This is a genomic window from Leclercia sp. UBA1284 (genome assembly GCF_002308415.1).
GTDB lineage: Bacteria > Pseudomonadota > Gammaproteobacteria > Enterobacterales > Enterobacteriaceae > Enterobacter > Enterobacter pneumoniae.
On the sequence record NZ_DBUS01000007.1, the window covers coordinates 59,724 to 73,736 of the forward strand.

The window sequence follows — 14,013 nt, forward strand, 5'->3', positions numbered from 1 at the left end:
TTACATGCAGTTTATCCCGGCCTTACAACCCGCTATCCTGGTTCAGCGCTACAAACGCTTTCTTGCCGATGTGGTCACGCCTGAGGGGGAGACCCTCACCCTGCACTGCCCGAATACCGGCGCGATGACCGGTTGCGCCACGTCGGGCGATACCGTCTGGTACTCCACCTCGCTTAATGCTAAACGCAAATATCCGCATACCTGGGAAATTACCCAAACCACGCAGGGGGCGTTTATTTGCGTCAATACGCTACGGGCAAACCAGCTGGTAAAAGAGGCGATCGCCCTTGATATGCTTGCCGAACTGCGTGGCTACAGCAGTATCAAAAGTGAAGTGAAGTATGGCGCAGAGGGCAGCAGAATTGACTTTATGTTACAGGCAGAGGATCGCCCCGAGTGCTATATTGAAGTGAAATCAGTGACGTTAGCTGACCAAGATAACGGCTATTTTCCGGACGCGGTGACCCTGCGCGGTCAAAAGCATCTCCGGGAGTTGATAAGTGTAGCGGCGGCGGGCAAACGCGCCGTGTTGCTGTTTGCGGTTTTACACTCAGCAATTGAACGATTTTCACCTGCCCGCCATATTGACCCCAAATACGCGCAACTGTTGAATGAGGCACAAAAGCAGGGGGTGGAGGTTTTCGCTTATAAAGCGGAACTTTCTGCCGATAATATGACTCTGAGATCGGCTCTTCCCGTTACGTTTTAAGGGGCTAGTCGATTGACTATTAAGTATTCTGGTCGTGTGCGCAAATACGCTTTTCCTCACAGGCTTGTCAAGTGTTACGTTTAGATAATTGCCATCCGGAAAAGCATCTGCTATTTATAGCGGCCTGATTTTTCCCCCAACCGGGGATCGATAGTGCGTGTTAAGGAGAAGCAACATGCAAGAAGGGCAAAACCGTAAAACATCGTCCCTGAGTATTCTCGCCATCGCTGGGGTGGAGCCGTATCAAGAGAAGCCGGGCGAAGAGTATATGAACGAAGCCCAGCTGTCGCACTTCAAGCGAATCCTTGAAGCATGGCGTAATCAACTTAGGGATGAAGTGGATCGCACCGTTACACATATGCAGGACGAAGCTGCAAACTTCCCGGATCCGGTAGACCGTGCCGCTCAGGAAGAAGAGTTCAGCCTCGAACTGCGTAACCGTGACCGCGAACGCAAACTGATTAAAAAGATCGAGAAAACGCTGAAAAAAGTCGAAGACGAAGATTTCGGCTTTTGCGAATCCTGTGGTGTCGAAATCGGTATTCGTCGTCTGGAAGCGCGTCCTACAGCCGACCTGTGCATCGACTGCAAAACACTGGCAGAGATCCGCGAAAAACAGATGGCAGGTTAATCCCCGCTCTGTCAGCACGTTCACAAAGGCGGGAGTCTCTCCCGCCTTGTTACTTTTAGTCTCCCGGTACCATGCCTGAATCTGACTATATTGGCCGCTTTGCCCCCTCGCCTTCGGGTGAGCTGCATTTCGGTTCCCTTATCGCTGCCCTCGGCAGCTATCTGCAAGCGCGAGCCCGCCGCGGTATCTGGCGTGTGCGTATTGAAGATATCGACCCCCCGCGTGAAGTTCCCGGTGCGGCAGAGACCATTCTGCGTCAGCTGGAACATTACGGCCTGCACTGGGATGGCGACATCCTTTGGCAATCTCAGCGCCATGAAGCCTACCGTGAACGCCTGGCCTGGCTACGCGAGCAAGGTTTTTCATACTATTGCACCTGCACCCGCGCCCGTATTCAGAGCGTGGGCGGCGTGTATGATGGCCATTGTCGTACCCTGAATAATGGCCCCGAAAACGCTGCCGTTCGATTAATGCAGCACCACCCTGTGACCCAGTTTCATGATGGTCTGCTTGGCGAAATCCACGCAGACGCGCGGCTGGCGCGCGAAGATTTTATCGTACATCGTCGTGACGGGTTGTTTGCTTATAACCTGGCGGTGGTGGTCGATGATCATTTCCAGGGCGTGACGGAAATTGTGCGCGGTGCCGATCTGATTGAACCCACCGTGCGCCAGATTTCGCTCTATCAGCAGTTCGGCTGGGCTATCCCTGATTATGTCCATCTGCCGTTAGCACTGAATCGCGAAGGGTTAAAGTTATCAAAGCAGAACCATGCCCCGGCATTGCCGAAAGGCGATCCTCGCCCTGTGCTTATCAATGCTTTACAATTTCTCAACCAGGATGTAACACATGAGTGGCAGGATTTGCGAACCGAAGAATTGCTGCAAAAAGCCATTGCTGGCTGGACGCTAAATAGCGTGCCGAAAATCCAGCATTCTCAAACGCGTCTCGCTGAGCTATGATTAGCCGCTATTTTTTTGTCCTGAAGCCTGACACACACACTACCGAGGTGCACTATTTTTACCCGAGTCGCTAATTTTTGCCGTAAGGTGCTAAGCCGCGATGAGAGCATGGCGGACGACGTCATTGCTCAACACTCTATGTCGGTTATTCCGCGCGAGCAGCATGCTATTTCCCGCAAAGATATCAGTGAAAATGCCCTCAAGGTACTTTATCGCCTGAATAAAGCGGGTTACGAAGCTTATCTCGTAGGGGGTGGCGTGCGCGATCTGCTGCTTGGCAAAAAACCAAAAGATTTCGACGTGACCACCAGTGCCACGCCGGAGCAGGTGCGTAAATTATTCCGTAACTGCCGGCTGGTAGGTCGTCGCTTCCGTCTCGCCCACGTTATGTTTGGGCCAGAAATCATTGAAGTCGCCACTTTCCGTGGGCACCACGAAGGCACGCCAACTGACCGCACGACCTCCCAGCGCGGCCAGAACGGTATGCTGCTGCGTGACAATATCTTCGGCAATATCGAAGAAGATGCCCAGCGCCGCGACTTTACCATCAACAGCCTTTACTACAGCGTGGCGGACTTTACCGTTCGCGATTACGTCGGCGGTATGCAGGATCTGAAAGAGGGAATGATTCGCCTGATCGGCAATCCTGAAACCCGCTATCGAGAAGATCCGGTGCGCATGCTGCGCGCGGTACGTTTCGCCGCTAAGCTCGGAATGCGTATCAGCCCGGAAACCGCCGAGCCGATCCCACGTCTGGCGACGCTTATCAACGATGTGCCGCCGGCACGTCTGTTTGAAGAGGCATTGAAACTGCTGCAGGCAGGCTACGGCTTCGAAACCTATAAGCTGCTGCGTGAATACAGCCTGTTCCAGCCGCTGTTCCCGATCATTACCCGCAACTTCACCGAGCAGGGTGATAGCGCCATGGAGCGCATCATCAATCAGGTGCTGAAGAATACCGACACCCGCATTCACAGCGATATGCGCGTTAACCCGGCCTTCCTCTTTGCGGCGATGTTCTGGTATCCGCTGCTGGAAACGGCGCAGAAAATTGCGCAGGAGAGCGGTCTCGCCTATTACGACGCCTTTGCGCTGGCAACGAACGACGTGCTGGACGAAGCCTGCCGTTCGCTGGCCATTCCAAAACGCATTACCACCCTTATCCGTGATATCTGGCAGCTCCAGCTGCGTATGTCACGCCGCCAGGGTAAACGCGCCTGGAAGCTGATGGAACATCCAAAATTCCGCGCGGCTTACGATCTGCTGGCCCTGCGTGCCGAGGCTGAGAATAACCACGAGCTGCAGCGTCTGGCGCAGTGGTGGGGTGAGTTCCAGGTCTCTGCGCCGCCGGAGCAGAAAGATATGTTGACCGACCTGGGTGACGATCCGGAACCCCGCCGCCGTCATCGCCGTCCGCGTAAGCGTGCTCCGCGTCGCGAAGGGGCAGCATGACCCTGGCGTATATCGCCATCGGCAGCAATCTGGCCTCTCCGCTGGAGCAGGTTAATGCTGCCGTTCAGGCGCTGGGCGACATCCCGCAAAGTCGTATTGTCGCCCTTTCCGCTTTCTACCGTACACCTCCGCTTGGCCCGCAGGATCAGCCCGATTATCTCAATGCCGCTGTTGCGCTGGAGACCGCGCTCAGCCCCGACGCGTTGCTCGACCACACCCAGCGCATTGAGTTACAGCAAGGCCGCGTGCGTAAAGCCGAGCGCTGGGGACCCCGCACCCTGGATCTTGATATCATGCTGTTTGGGGATGCGGTGATCGCCACCGAACGTCTGACCGTGCCGCATTACGATATGAAAAATCGCGGGTTTATGCTCTGGCCGCTGGCTGAAATCGCCCCGCAGTTAACCTTTCCGGACGGTGAGTCCCTTACCGCCCTGCTGCAACGGCTGAACGCCGAAAAACCGGCACGCTGGTAGCCGTCTTTCTTTGTCGATTAACCATGAATAATTTATGGTTAATCGCTTAGCTAAAATCATTGTTCCCCCCAATCTTACTGTTAGAATGCGCAAAGATTTGCTTTGGGCTATCAGGAAACAGTATGAAACCAACCACCATCTCCGCATTGCAGAAATGCAAACAGGAAAAGCAGCGCTTCGCGACCATCACCGCCTATGACTACAGCTTCGCCAAACTCTTCGCCGAAGAAGGCATCAACGTCATGCTGGTGGGCGATTCGTTAGGGATGACGGTCCAGGGACATGATTCAACTCTGCCGGTGACGGTTGAAGATATTGCTTATCACACACGCGCCGTGCGCCGTGGTGCTCCGGCTTGCCTGCTGCTCTCCGATCTGCCGTTTATGGCTTATGCGACGCCGGAGCAGGCCTTTGAAAACGCAGCAACCGTGATGCGTGCCGGGGCGAATATGGTCAAAATTGAAGGTGGTGCCTGGCTTATCGATACCATCAAAATGCTCACCGACCGTGCCGTACCTGTCTGTGGTCATCTGGGGCTTACGCCGCAGTCGGTCAATATCTTTGGCGGCTATAAAGTGCAGGGGCGCGGCGACGCAGCCCAGACGTTGTTCGACGACGCGAAGGCTATCGAAGCCGCGGGCGCACAGCTGCTGGTACTTGAATGCGTGCCGGTTGAACTGGCGAAACGTATTACCGATGCGCTCTCTATCCCCGTTATCGGGATTGGCGCGGGCAATGTGACCGACGGCCAGATCCTGGTGATGCACGACGCCTTCGGTATTACCGGCGGTCACATTCCAAAATTTGCAAAGAATTTCCTCAGTGAAGCGGGCGACATGCGCGCCGCAGTCAGGCAGTATATTACCGAGGTTGAATCCGGTGTTTACCCGGCTGAAGAACACAGTTTCCATTAAGGAGTCTCGTTGTGCTAATCATTGAAACCCTGCCGCTGCTCCGTCAGCACATCCGTCGTCTGCGTCAGGAAGGTAAACGTATCGCGCTGGTGCCTACAATGGGCAACCTGCACGACGGGCATATGAAGCTGGTAGACGAAGCTAAAGCCCGCGCCGATGTGGTGGTGGTGAGTATCTTCGTGAACCCGATGCAGTTCGACCGCGTCGACGACCTGGCGCGGTATCCGCGTACGTTGCAGGAGGATTGCGAGAAGCTGAATAAGCGTCACGTTGATTTGGTCTTCGCCCCGGCACCGAACGAAGTCTGGCCGAAAGGGACCGAGGGGACCACCTACGTCGACGTCCCTGGCATCTCCACAATGCTCGAAGGTGCCAGCCGCCCTGGCCACTTCCGCGGGGTCTCTACTGTCGTCAGTAAGCTTTTTAATCTGGTCCAGCCGGATATCGCCTGCTTTGGTGAGAAAGATTTCCAGCAGCTGGCGCTGATTCGCAAGATGGTTGACGATCTGGGTTACGACATCGAGATTGTCGGCGTGCCAATTGTGCGCGCGAAAGATGGCCTGGCCCTGAGTTCACGCAATGGTTACCTCACCGCAGACCAGCGTAAACTGGCACCGGGTCTGTATAAAGTTATGAGCGACATGGTCGAGCAGCTGCAGCAAAAAGCATTAAGCAGCGAAGAGATTATTGCTATCGCTGAGCAGGCATTGAATGACAAGGGCTTTCGCGCGGATGATATCCAGATTCGGGATGCCGATACGCTATTGGCGCTTTCGACAACCAGCAAACGCGCAGTCATTCTGGTTGCCGCCTGGCTGGGTCAGGCGCGGCTGATTGATAACACAGTAGTTGAACTGGCTCAGTAATGGCTGAGCCGATAGAGAGCTAACGGATTAGTTACCCCTCCCGCTTATTGATCGGCGGGTTACGACAGAGAGTAAAGGTAAACGTAATGATTCGCAAAATGCTGCAAGGTAAGCTGCACCGTGTCAAAGTCACCCAGGCCGACCTGCACTATGAAGGCTCCTGCGCGATCGATCAGGATTTTCTCGACGCGGCGGGTATTCTTGAAAACGAAGCCATTGATATCTGGAACGTGAGCAACGGCAACCGTTTCTCCACCTATGCCATTGCGGCTGAACGGGGGTCTAAAATCATCTCCGTTAACGGTGCCGCTGCGCACTGCGCTAACGTCGGTGATATTGTCATTATCGCCAGCTTTGTCATGATGTCCGATGAAGAAGCGCGCCGCTGGCAGCCAAAAGTCGCCTATTTCGAAGGCGACAACGAAATGAAACGTACCGCGAAGGCTATTCCGGTCCAGGTTGCCTGAGTATTACCCCTGCGGCTGATTACTGATCAGCCGCGACATCGTCTCCAGGGAGTCCGTCCTGAGAATATATAACCGTTTGAGTAAAAACGGATTATCTCCCGGCTTCACCTTCCCTTTCACCGTTGTCACCGCCAGATGAAAACCGGCGTCGTTCGCTGCTTTCACCGCTTTATCGTTATAACCACCAAACGGATACGAGAGGTACAACACGTGCGGGTTGAACTGCGCCAACGCCCGCCGTGAGTGTTTAAAGTCCATCACAATATTATGGTAACTGCGGCTCAGCAGAATCGGATGATGATAGCCATCTACCCGATGCAGAAAATGGGTATGTGACTGGAAATCAAACACCGACTGAATTTCACGTAGCTCGGAGAGGCTCATAAACTGCAGCGCTTTGGGATCCCACTTCTGCGGATGGCGTTTAATACGCGACGAGATAATAAACGCGGTGGCGTTGAACCCGTACGCTTTCAGAATGGGGTAAGCATAGCGACTCACCGATTTTAAACCGTCGTCAAACGTAATCACTACCGCCTTCGCGGGCAGGTTAATCTTGTTACGGACATACCCTTCCAGCTGATAGAGGTTCAGCGTGGTGTAGCCCTGATCGCGCAGCCACGCCATCTGGTTATTAAACGCACGTACGCTGGTCGTGGTGGAGGTATGGCGAAAACGGGTGTTCTCTTCATCACGCAAAATGTGGTGATAAGTGAGTACCGGCAGGCCGTTATCTTCCTGCGCATCCAGGCTACTGACCCACGCGAGGCGATTACCGATACGAATCTGGAACCAGGTCTGGTTTAAACGATCTTTCAGCTTGCTCTGAATGGGATAACGCAGGTTATTTGCCAGAGTGCCAAAGGGGGCGCTGCCGGTATTTGGCGCGTTATAAACCGGGGTGTCTTTCCAGGTGATCAGATTCTGATTACTGAGGGGTTTATTCAGATCGCCGAGGCTGTCTTCTACGCGCTGCTTCCCCTGCACCTCTTCCAGATGGCCTTTATCAATAAAACCGGTGCCGAAGCCAAAGCGGAATTCAAAGTAATCGGCCGCGGTAGGCACGACGGCCAGAATCTGTCCGGCGCGAATATTGCCGACGTTAATCACCCCGTTGCCGACCTGCGCCCAAATCGCCGCATCTTCGGTGGTTTGCATATAGCGGGTGGGAAGCCCTTGCTGGCTTAACAGGCTGGCGGTCGCGCCGCCTGAGAGCAGCAGCAATAACAGAAGAACAATTCGCGAGAACATAAGAGCTTAATCGGGAGCTAAAAACTGGCGTCATTGTAACAAAAGCGACGCTGATACCAATGATTAATGTTTGTACGGGTCGTTTAGCAGGACAAAGGGGGGATTTTTTTGCTGCTGATGCCAGAGGCTGCTAACAAGCGGCGCACCCTGGGCCACGATGCGATCGCGAAAGGTCGCACTGTCCAGGGATTCACGCAGTGGATACATCGCCTCCAGAAGCGGATAGCTGATCCCGGTGATCACTTCACAGTTGCGGTGTTTATGGCTGAGCAGTGCCGCTGCGCGATACGGCGCGGCGCCGGTGATATCGGTCAGGAAGATGACACCCTCTCCGCTGTCGGTATGGTGTAGCGCATCGCACATCATGCGGCTCAGCATGTTAGTGCTCAGACCACGCCAGAAGTTGACCACCTGGCACTGTACCAGCGGTCCAAAGCTGGCCGTCAGCTGATCCAATAGCGCCTGCCCTTGTTCATCATGGCATGTGATTACCCAACCCAGCATACAATTCTCCTTTTGCAGAGGCGTAGTGTAGCGGCAGCCGGGATTTGCGGGGGTGATGACCGTCAAAAAACCGTATCTCATGACCCGGCGGCGGGCGCCGCCGGGCAGGAAGGTTAGGTACGCAGGCCGCGTCCCCGTTGAATCAGGGTGTAGCAGAGAAGATAAAACGCCACGATAAAGATCGCCAGCACGCCCACTGTCGTCACCAACGGCACATCAGAGATGCCAAGGAAACCGAAACGGAAACCGCTAATCATGTAGACGATGGGGTTCAGGTGTGACAGCGCCTGCCAGAACGGCGGCAGCAGCGTCAGCGAGTAGAACACCCCGCCAAGGTAGGTCAGCGGCGTCAGCACGAACGTGGGGATCAGGCTGATATCATCAAAGGTTTTCGCAAAGACAGCATTGAGCAGGCCTGCCAACGAGAAGAGTACTGCCGTTAACAGCAGCGTCAGCCCGACAAACAGCCAGGAGTGTACCTGGAACGGCACAAAGAACAGTGAAATTGCCGTTACCAGTACCCCTACGCACAAGCCACGTGCTACCCCGCCCCCTACGTAACCGGCGATGATCACATGCGTCGGTACCGGTGCCACCAGCAACTCTTCAATGTTGCGCTGGAACTTGGCGCTGAAGAACGACGATGCCACGTTGGCGTAGGCGTTGGTGATCACCGCCATCATAATCAAACCTGGCACGATGAACTGCATGTAAGTAAAGCCGTGCATCTCACCAATTCGCGACCCAATCAGATTGCCGAAGATAATGAAATAGAGGGTCATGGTGATCACCGGCGGCACCAGCGTCTGGATCCAGATACGCATAAAGCGGTTGATCTCTTTGGCCCAGATACTCTTCAGCGCCACCCAGTAAAGCTGCATCATGCGCTTTCTCCTTGTTTCTGATGGACCAGCGAGACGAACAGCTCTTCCAGTCGGTTGGCTTTGTTACGCATACTCAACACCTGAATCCCCTGGGCACTCAGCTGACTAAATACGCTATTAATTCCCTGCTCACGCAGAACTTCCACTTCAAGCGTGGACGTATCCACCAGCCGGTATTGATAGCCTTCCAGCTTCGGCAGCGCGCTTTTCGCCGCCAGATCGAGAATAAAGGTCTCTGACTTCAGCTTTGAGAGCAGGTTTTTCATGGAGGTGTTTTCCACCAGCTCGCCATGCTGAATGATGCCGATATTACGGCACAGCATCTCCGCCTCTTCGAGGTAGTGAGTTGTCAGAATAATGGTGGTGCCTTTGTCGTTCAGATCTTTCAGGAACCCCCACATGGAACGACGCAGCTCGATATCGACACCCGCGGTCGGTTCATCAAGTATCAGCAGCTTTGGCTCGTGCATCAGCGCACGGGCAATCATCAGACGGCGCTTCATACCGCCGGAGAGCATCCGCGCACGCTCATTGCGCTTTTCCCACAGGTCGAGCTGTTTCAGGTATTTTTCGCTACGCTCAACGGCATCTTTGCGCTCAACCCCGTAATAGCCCGCCTGGTTTACGACGATCTGCTGTACGGTCTCGAACGGGTTGAAGTTGAACTCCTGCGGCACCAACCCCAGTTGACGCTTGGCATTGACGACATCTTTTTCCAGGTCGTAGCCGAAGACGCTGACCCGGCCAGAGGTTTTATTAACCAGTGAGCTGATAATGCCGATAGTGGTGGATTTTCCTGCCCCGTTAGGCCCCAGAAGCGCGTAAAAATCACCGGCCTCCACCTTCAGATCTATACCACGGAGCGCCTGAACGCCGCCGGGATAGGTTTTCTTAAGCTGTTCAAGCTCCAGTGCAATCGTCATGGATTAGACTTACCTTAAGTTCTTTCACATCGAGTGTGGTTTTAAAAAAAATCACGTTGCCCTATATTAGCGCAACGCACTCACTTGGTTACAGGCCGTTAACCGCCATGAAAGACATAGATACACTCATCAGCAATAATGCACTATGGTCAAAAATGCTGGTGGAAGAGGATCCCGGCTTTTTCGAAACGCTGGCGCAGGCGCAGAAACCGCGCTTTTTATGGATAGGGTGTTCTGACAGCCGCGTTCCTGCTGAGCGGCTCACCGGCCTTGAACCCGGCGAACTTTTTGTCCACCGTAACGTCGCCAATCTGGTCATCCATACCGACCTTAACTGTCTCTCTGTCGTGCAATATGCCGTCGATGTTCTGGAAGTCGAACATATCATTATTTGTGGCCACTACGGCTGCGGCGGCGTTCAGGCGGCGGTTGAAAACACGGAACTGGGGCTGATTGACAACTGGCTGCTGCACATCCGCGATATCTGGTTCAAACATAGCTCACTGCTGGGAGAAATGCCGCAGGAGCGCCGCCTCGATACCCTGTGTGAACTCAACGTCATGGAGCAGGTGTACAACCTGGGCCACTCAACAATCATGCAGTCAGCGTGGAAGCGCGGGCAAAAGGTGACCATTCACGGCCTGGCGTACGGAATTCATGATGGCTTGCTGCGCAATCTGGAAGTGACCGCCACCAACCGCGAGACGCTGGAGCAACGCTATCGTTCCGGGATTGCCAACCTGAGACAGAAGCACGTTAATCACAAGTAAACGCCCGAAAAACAAAACGGCAACCTCAGTGTTGCCGTTTGTCTCTTACGGATCTCATCCAGCCGATCACTCGTCCAGCAGCACCACTTTGCCGATGTAAGGCAGATGGCGATAACGCTGAGCGTAGTCGATACCGTAGCCCACAACGAACTCATCCGGGATAGAGAAACCGATATACTCTACCGGCACGTCCACTTCACGACGGGTCGGTTTATCCAGCAGGGTACAGATGGCGAGGGATTTCGGCCCACGCAGGCTCAGGATTTCGCGCACTTTGGAGAGCGTGTTGCCAGAGTCGATGATGTCCTCAACGATCAGTACATCTTTACCGCGAATATCCTCATCCAGATCTTTGAGGATTTTCACATCGCGGGTTGTCGACATGCCGCTGCCATAGCTGGAGGCGGTCATAAAATCGACTTCATGGGATACCTGGACTTCACGGCACAGGTCGGCCATAAACATGAAGGAACCGCGTAACAGCCCCACCAGCACCATATCGGAACCGCTGTCTTTATAATGCGCGGTAATTTCACGGCCCAGCTCGGCGATACGCGCTTTGATCTCCGCTTCCGGGATCATCACTTCAACAGTATGTTTCATATTACTAACCGTTTGATTGTAAAACACATCTCTCAATGCGGATGAACCTGCGTCCGTCATCGATTCACAAGCGGGCCATTATAACAGCAAATGGATAGCCCTGGCGCATGAGATATAAAAAGCAAAATTTGTGATTCCGATCACACTTGTTAATACCTATAATTAATTGCTAGCAAATAATTAACAAAACTGACGAGTACATTTTCTATGGCTGAAACAAAATCTCAACAGCCCCGTCTACTGGTGACATTAACGGCGGTGTTCGCAGCTTTCTGCGCGCTGTATCTGTTAATCGGTGGCGTCTGGCTGGTCGCAATTGGCGGCTCCTGGTACTATCCGATCGCGGGTCTGGTGATGGTTGGCGTCACCGTCCTGCTGTGGCGTAGAAAGCAATCAGCACTGTGGCTGTATGCCGCTCTGCTCCTTGCAACAATGATTTGGGGCGTCTGGGAAGTCGGTTTCGATTTCTGGGCACTGACGCCGCGCAGTGACATCCTGGTCTTCTTTGGCATCTGGCTGATCCTGCCATTCGTCTGGCGTCGTCTTTGGGTGCCGTCCAGCGGTGCCGTTGCGGCGCTGGTCGTGGCGCTGTTAATCAGCGGTGGCATCCTGACATGGGCGGGTTTTAACGATCCGCAGGAAGTCAAAGGCACCCTGAGTAGCGAATCGACGCCTGCCGCAGCGATTTCGCAGGTGGCTGATGGCGACTGGCCGGCCTACGGGCGTAACCAGGAAGGTCAGCGTTACTCTCCGTTAAAACAGATCAACGCCGATAACGTTAAAGATCTGAAAGAAGCCTGGGTCTTCCGTACTGGCGACCTGAAAATGCCTAACGATCCGGGCGAACTGACCAACGAAGTGACGCCAATCAAAGTGGGCAACATGCTCTACCTGTGTACGGCGCACCAGCGTCTGTTCGCGCTCGACGCGGCCACCGGTAAAGAGAAATGGCACTTCGATCCACAGCTGAACTCCAACCCGTCGTTCCAGCACGTTACCTGCCGCGGTGTCTCTTACCACGAAGCGCGTGCCGATAATGCCAGCCCGGAAGTCATTGCCGACTGTCCGCGCCGCATTATGCTGCCGGTCAACGATGGTCGTCTGTTTGCCATCAACGCCGAAACGGGCAAGCTGTGCGAAACCTTCGCTAACAAGGGTATCCTGAATCTGCAGACCAACATGCCGGATACCACGCCGGGTCTGTATGAGCCGACCTCTCCACCAATCATCACCGATAAAACCATCGTGATTGCCGGTTCGGTAACGGATAACTTCTCTACCCGCGAAACCTCGGGCGTTATCCGTGGCTTTGACGTGAATACCGGTAAACTGCTGTGGGCCTTCGACCCGGGCGCGAAAGATCCAAACGCGATCCCGTCAGACGAACATACCTTTACCTTTAACTCGCCAAACTCCTGGGCCCCTGCCGCGTATGACGCGAAGCTGGACCTGGTCTACCTGCCGATGGGCGTGTCCACGCCGGATATCTGGGGCGGTAACCGTACGCCGGAGCAGGAGCGCTACGCGAGCGCCATCGTGGCGCTGAACGCGACCACCGGTAAGCTGGCATGGAGCTATCAGACCGTTCACCACGATTTGTGGGATATGGATATGCCGTCCCAGCCGACGCTGGCGGACATTACCGTTAACGGTAAAACCGTTCCGGTGATCTACGCTCCGGCGAAAACCGGCAACATCTTCGTGCTGGATCGCAGCAACGGTAAGCTGGTCGTCCCTGCTCCGGAAAAACCGGTTCCACAGGGCGCAGCCAAAGGCGACTACGTCAGCAAAACGCAGCCGTTCTCTGACCTGAGCTTCCGTCCGAAGAAAGACCTCAGCGGTGCAGACATGTGGGGTGCCACCATGTTTGACCAGCTGGTGTGCCGCGTGATGTTCCATCAGCTGCGCTATGAAGGTATCTTCACTCCGCCGTCTGAACAGGGCACGCTGGTCTTCCCGGGTAACCTGGGGATGTTTGAATGGGGCGGGATCTCCGTTGACCCTAACCGTCAGGTGGCAATTGCTAACCCGATGGCGCTGCCGTTTGTCTCGAAACTGATTCCGCGCGGCCCGGGCAACCCAATGGAGCAGCCGAAAGATGCGAAAGGCAGCGGTACCGAAGCCGGTATTCAGCCGCAGTATGGCGTGCCGTATGGCGTGACGCTGAACCCGTTCCTCTCTCCGTTTGGCCTACCGTGTAAACAGCCTGCCTGGGGTTACATCTCTGCGCTGGATCTGAAAACCAATCAGGTTGTCTGGAAAAAACGTATTGGTACGCCGCAGGACAGCATGCCGTTCCCGATGCCGGTTCCTGTGCCGTTCAATATGGGTATGCCAATGCTGGGTGGCCCAATCTCTACCGCCGGTAACGTGCTGTTCATTGCCGCAACCGCAGATAACTACCTGCGTGCGTACAATATGACCAACGGTGAGAAGCTGTGGCAAGGCCGTCTGCCAGCGGGTGGACAAGCCACGCCGATGACCTATGAAGTGAATGGCAAGCAGTATGTTGTCATCTCTGCAGGTGGTCACGGTTCGTTTGGTACGAAGATGGGCGACTACATTGTTGCTTATGCTCTGCCGGACGACAAAAAGTAAAAG

15 protein-coding genes are annotated in these 14,013 nt (G+C 54.5%); 10 read left to right on the forward strand and 5 right to left on the reverse strand.

What is annotated here, in order from left to right; translation table 11 throughout:
• The first annotated feature begins 4 nt into the window (after positions 1-4).
• The 8 genes from sfsA (at position 5) to panD (ending at position 6,477) form a co-directional block, all read left to right on the forward strand.
• Positions 5-709 (forward strand): DNA/RNA nuclease SfsA, encoded by a 705-nt coding sequence (sfsA, locus tag B3511_RS15020; RefSeq protein ID WP_286783700.1) that lies wholly within the window; start codon positions 5-7, stop codon positions 707-709.
• Positions 710-884: 175 nt separating this feature from the next.
• Positions 885-1,340, forward strand: coding sequence for an RNA polymerase-binding protein DksA (gene dksA, locus B3511_RS15025; RefSeq protein ID WP_012016093.1), 456 nt, complete (start codon positions 885-887; stop codon positions 1,338-1,340).
• A 71-nt stretch (positions 1,341-1,411) separates the two neighbouring features.
• Positions 1,412-2,302 (forward strand): tRNA glutamyl-Q(34) synthetase GluQRS, encoded by an 891-nt coding sequence (gluQRS, locus tag B3511_RS15030; protein WP_207293016.1) that lies wholly within the window; start codon positions 1,412-1,414, stop codon positions 2,300-2,302.
• Positions 2,303-2,356: 54 nt separating this feature from the next.
• The gene (gene pcnB, locus B3511_RS15035) at positions 2,357-3,754 is read left to right on the forward strand and encodes a polynucleotide adenylyltransferase PcnB (RefSeq protein WP_207293808.1); all 1,398 of its coding nucleotides are present in this window, start codon (positions 2,357-2,359) and stop codon (positions 3,752-3,754) included.
• Entirely contained in the window at positions 3,751-4,230 is a 480-nt protein-coding gene (gene folK, locus B3511_RS15040; RefSeq protein WP_046884963.1) for a 2-amino-4-hydroxy-6-hydroxymethyldihydropteridine diphosphokinase, read from the forward strand. Before pcnB ends, folK begins: the two co-directional genes overlap by 4 nt.
• A 122-nt stretch (positions 4,231-4,352) precedes the next feature.
• Positions 4,353-5,144 (forward strand): 3-methyl-2-oxobutanoate hydroxymethyltransferase, encoded by a 792-nt coding sequence (panB, locus tag B3511_RS15045; RefSeq protein WP_040077119.1) that lies wholly within the window; start codon positions 4,353-4,355, stop codon positions 5,142-5,144.
• A gap of 11 nt (positions 5,145-5,155) precedes the next feature.
• Positions 5,156-6,010, forward strand: a complete 855-nt coding sequence (gene panC / locus B3511_RS15050) for a pantoate--beta-alanine ligase (protein WP_286783701.1) — start codon at positions 5,156-5,158, stop codon at positions 6,008-6,010.
• An 86-nt stretch (positions 6,011-6,096) separates the two neighbouring features.
• Entirely contained in the window at positions 6,097-6,477 is a 381-nt protein-coding gene (panD, locus tag B3511_RS15055; protein ID WP_039030334.1) for an aspartate 1-decarboxylase, read from the forward strand.
• Positions 6,478-6,480: 3 nt separating this feature from the next.
• Here panD and B3511_RS15060 read toward each other — a convergent pair whose 3' ends face one another.
• The 4 genes from B3511_RS15060 to B3511_RS15075 all read right to left on the reverse strand — a co-directional run bounded on the left by B3511_RS15060 (position 6,481) and on the right by B3511_RS15075 (position 10,039).
• Positions 6,481-7,728, reverse strand: coding sequence for a polysaccharide deacetylase family protein (locus B3511_RS15060; protein WP_286783702.1), 1,248 nt, complete (start codon positions 7,726-7,728; stop codon positions 6,481-6,483).
• A gap of 63 nt (positions 7,729-7,791) precedes the next feature.
• Positions 7,792-8,232 (reverse strand): PTS sugar transporter subunit IIA, encoded by a 441-nt coding sequence (locus B3511_RS15065; RefSeq protein WP_207293012.1) that lies wholly within the window; start codon positions 8,230-8,232, stop codon positions 7,792-7,794.
• A gap of 113 nt (positions 8,233-8,345) precedes the next feature.
• A complete protein-coding gene (locus B3511_RS15070) occupies positions 8,346-9,116 on the reverse strand; it encodes an ABC transporter permease (RefSeq protein ID WP_040077124.1) in 771 nt (256 codons plus the stop codon).
• Positions 9,113-10,039, reverse strand: a complete 927-nt coding sequence (locus B3511_RS15075) for an ABC transporter ATP-binding protein (protein WP_040077125.1) — start codon at positions 10,037-10,039, stop codon at positions 9,113-9,115. Before B3511_RS15075 ends, B3511_RS15070 begins: the two co-directional genes overlap by 4 nt.
• Positions 10,040-10,146: 107 nt before the next feature.
• Here B3511_RS15075 and can point away from each other — a divergent pair, with 107 nt between their 5' ends.
• Positions 10,147-10,809: a carbonate dehydratase gene (can, locus tag B3511_RS15080; protein ID WP_040077126.1), complete on the forward strand. Its 663-nt coding sequence runs from the start codon at positions 10,147-10,149 to the stop codon at positions 10,807-10,809.
• Positions 10,810-10,875: 66 nt separating this feature from the next.
• Here the strand turns inward: can and hpt are convergent, their stop codons facing one another.
• Positions 10,876-11,412, reverse strand: a complete 537-nt coding sequence (hpt, locus tag B3511_RS15085; RefSeq protein WP_046884965.1) for a hypoxanthine phosphoribosyltransferase — start codon at positions 11,410-11,412, stop codon at positions 10,876-10,878.
• 207 nt (positions 11,413-11,619) lie between these two features.
• Here hpt and B3511_RS15090 point away from each other — a divergent pair, with 207 nt between their 5' ends.
• Positions 11,620-14,010 carry a glucose/quinate/shikimate family membrane-bound PQQ-dependent dehydrogenase gene (locus B3511_RS15090; RefSeq protein WP_046884966.1) on the forward strand — a complete coding sequence of 797 codons (2,391 nt, stop codon included), beginning with the start codon at positions 11,620-11,622 and terminating at the stop codon, positions 14,008-14,010.
• Positions 14,011-14,013 lie beyond the last annotated feature (3 nt).

Bases quoted from the DNA above. Each gene is read 5' to 3' on its own strand.
- sfsA (WP_286783700.1), top strand. From the start codon at position 5: ATGCAGTTTATCCCGGCCTTACAACCCGCTATCCTGGTTCAGCGCTAC.
- dksA (WP_012016093.1), top strand. From the start codon at position 885: ATGCAAGAAGGGCAAAACCGTAAAACATCGTCCCTGAGTATTCTCGCC.
- gluQRS (WP_207293016.1), top strand. From the start codon at position 1,412: ATGCCTGAATCTGACTATATTGGCCGCTTTGCCCCCTCGCCTTCGGGT.
- folK (WP_046884963.1), top strand. From the start codon at position 3,751: ATGACCCTGGCGTATATCGCCATCGGCAGCAATCTGGCCTCTCCGCTG.
- panB (WP_040077119.1), top strand. From the start codon at position 4,353: ATGAAACCAACCACCATCTCCGCATTGCAGAAATGCAAACAGGAAAAG.
- panD (WP_039030334.1), top strand. From the start codon at position 6,097: ATGATTCGCAAAATGCTGCAAGGTAAGCTGCACCGTGTCAAAGTCACC.
- B3511_RS15060 (WP_286783702.1), bottom strand. From the start codon at position 7,728: ATGTTCTCGCGAATTGTTCTTCTGTTATTGCTGCTGCTCTCAGGCGGC.
- B3511_RS15065 (WP_207293012.1), bottom strand. From the start codon at position 8,232: ATGCTGGGTTGGGTAATCACATGCCATGATGAACAAGGGCAGGCGCTA.
- B3511_RS15070 (WP_040077124.1), bottom strand. From the start codon at position 9,116: ATGATGCAGCTTTACTGGGTGGCGCTGAAGAGTATCTGGGCCAAAGAG.
- B3511_RS15075 (WP_040077125.1), bottom strand. From the start codon at position 10,039: ATGACGATTGCACTGGAGCTTGAACAGCTTAAGAAAACCTATCCCGGC.
- can (WP_040077126.1), top strand. From the start codon at position 10,147: ATGAAAGACATAGATACACTCATCAGCAATAATGCACTATGGTCAAAA.
- hpt (WP_046884965.1), bottom strand. From the start codon at position 11,412: ATGAAACATACTGTTGAAGTGATGATCCCGGAAGCGGAGATCAAAGCG.
- B3511_RS15090 (WP_046884966.1), top strand. From the start codon at position 11,620: ATGGCTGAAACAAAATCTCAACAGCCCCGTCTACTGGTGACATTAACG.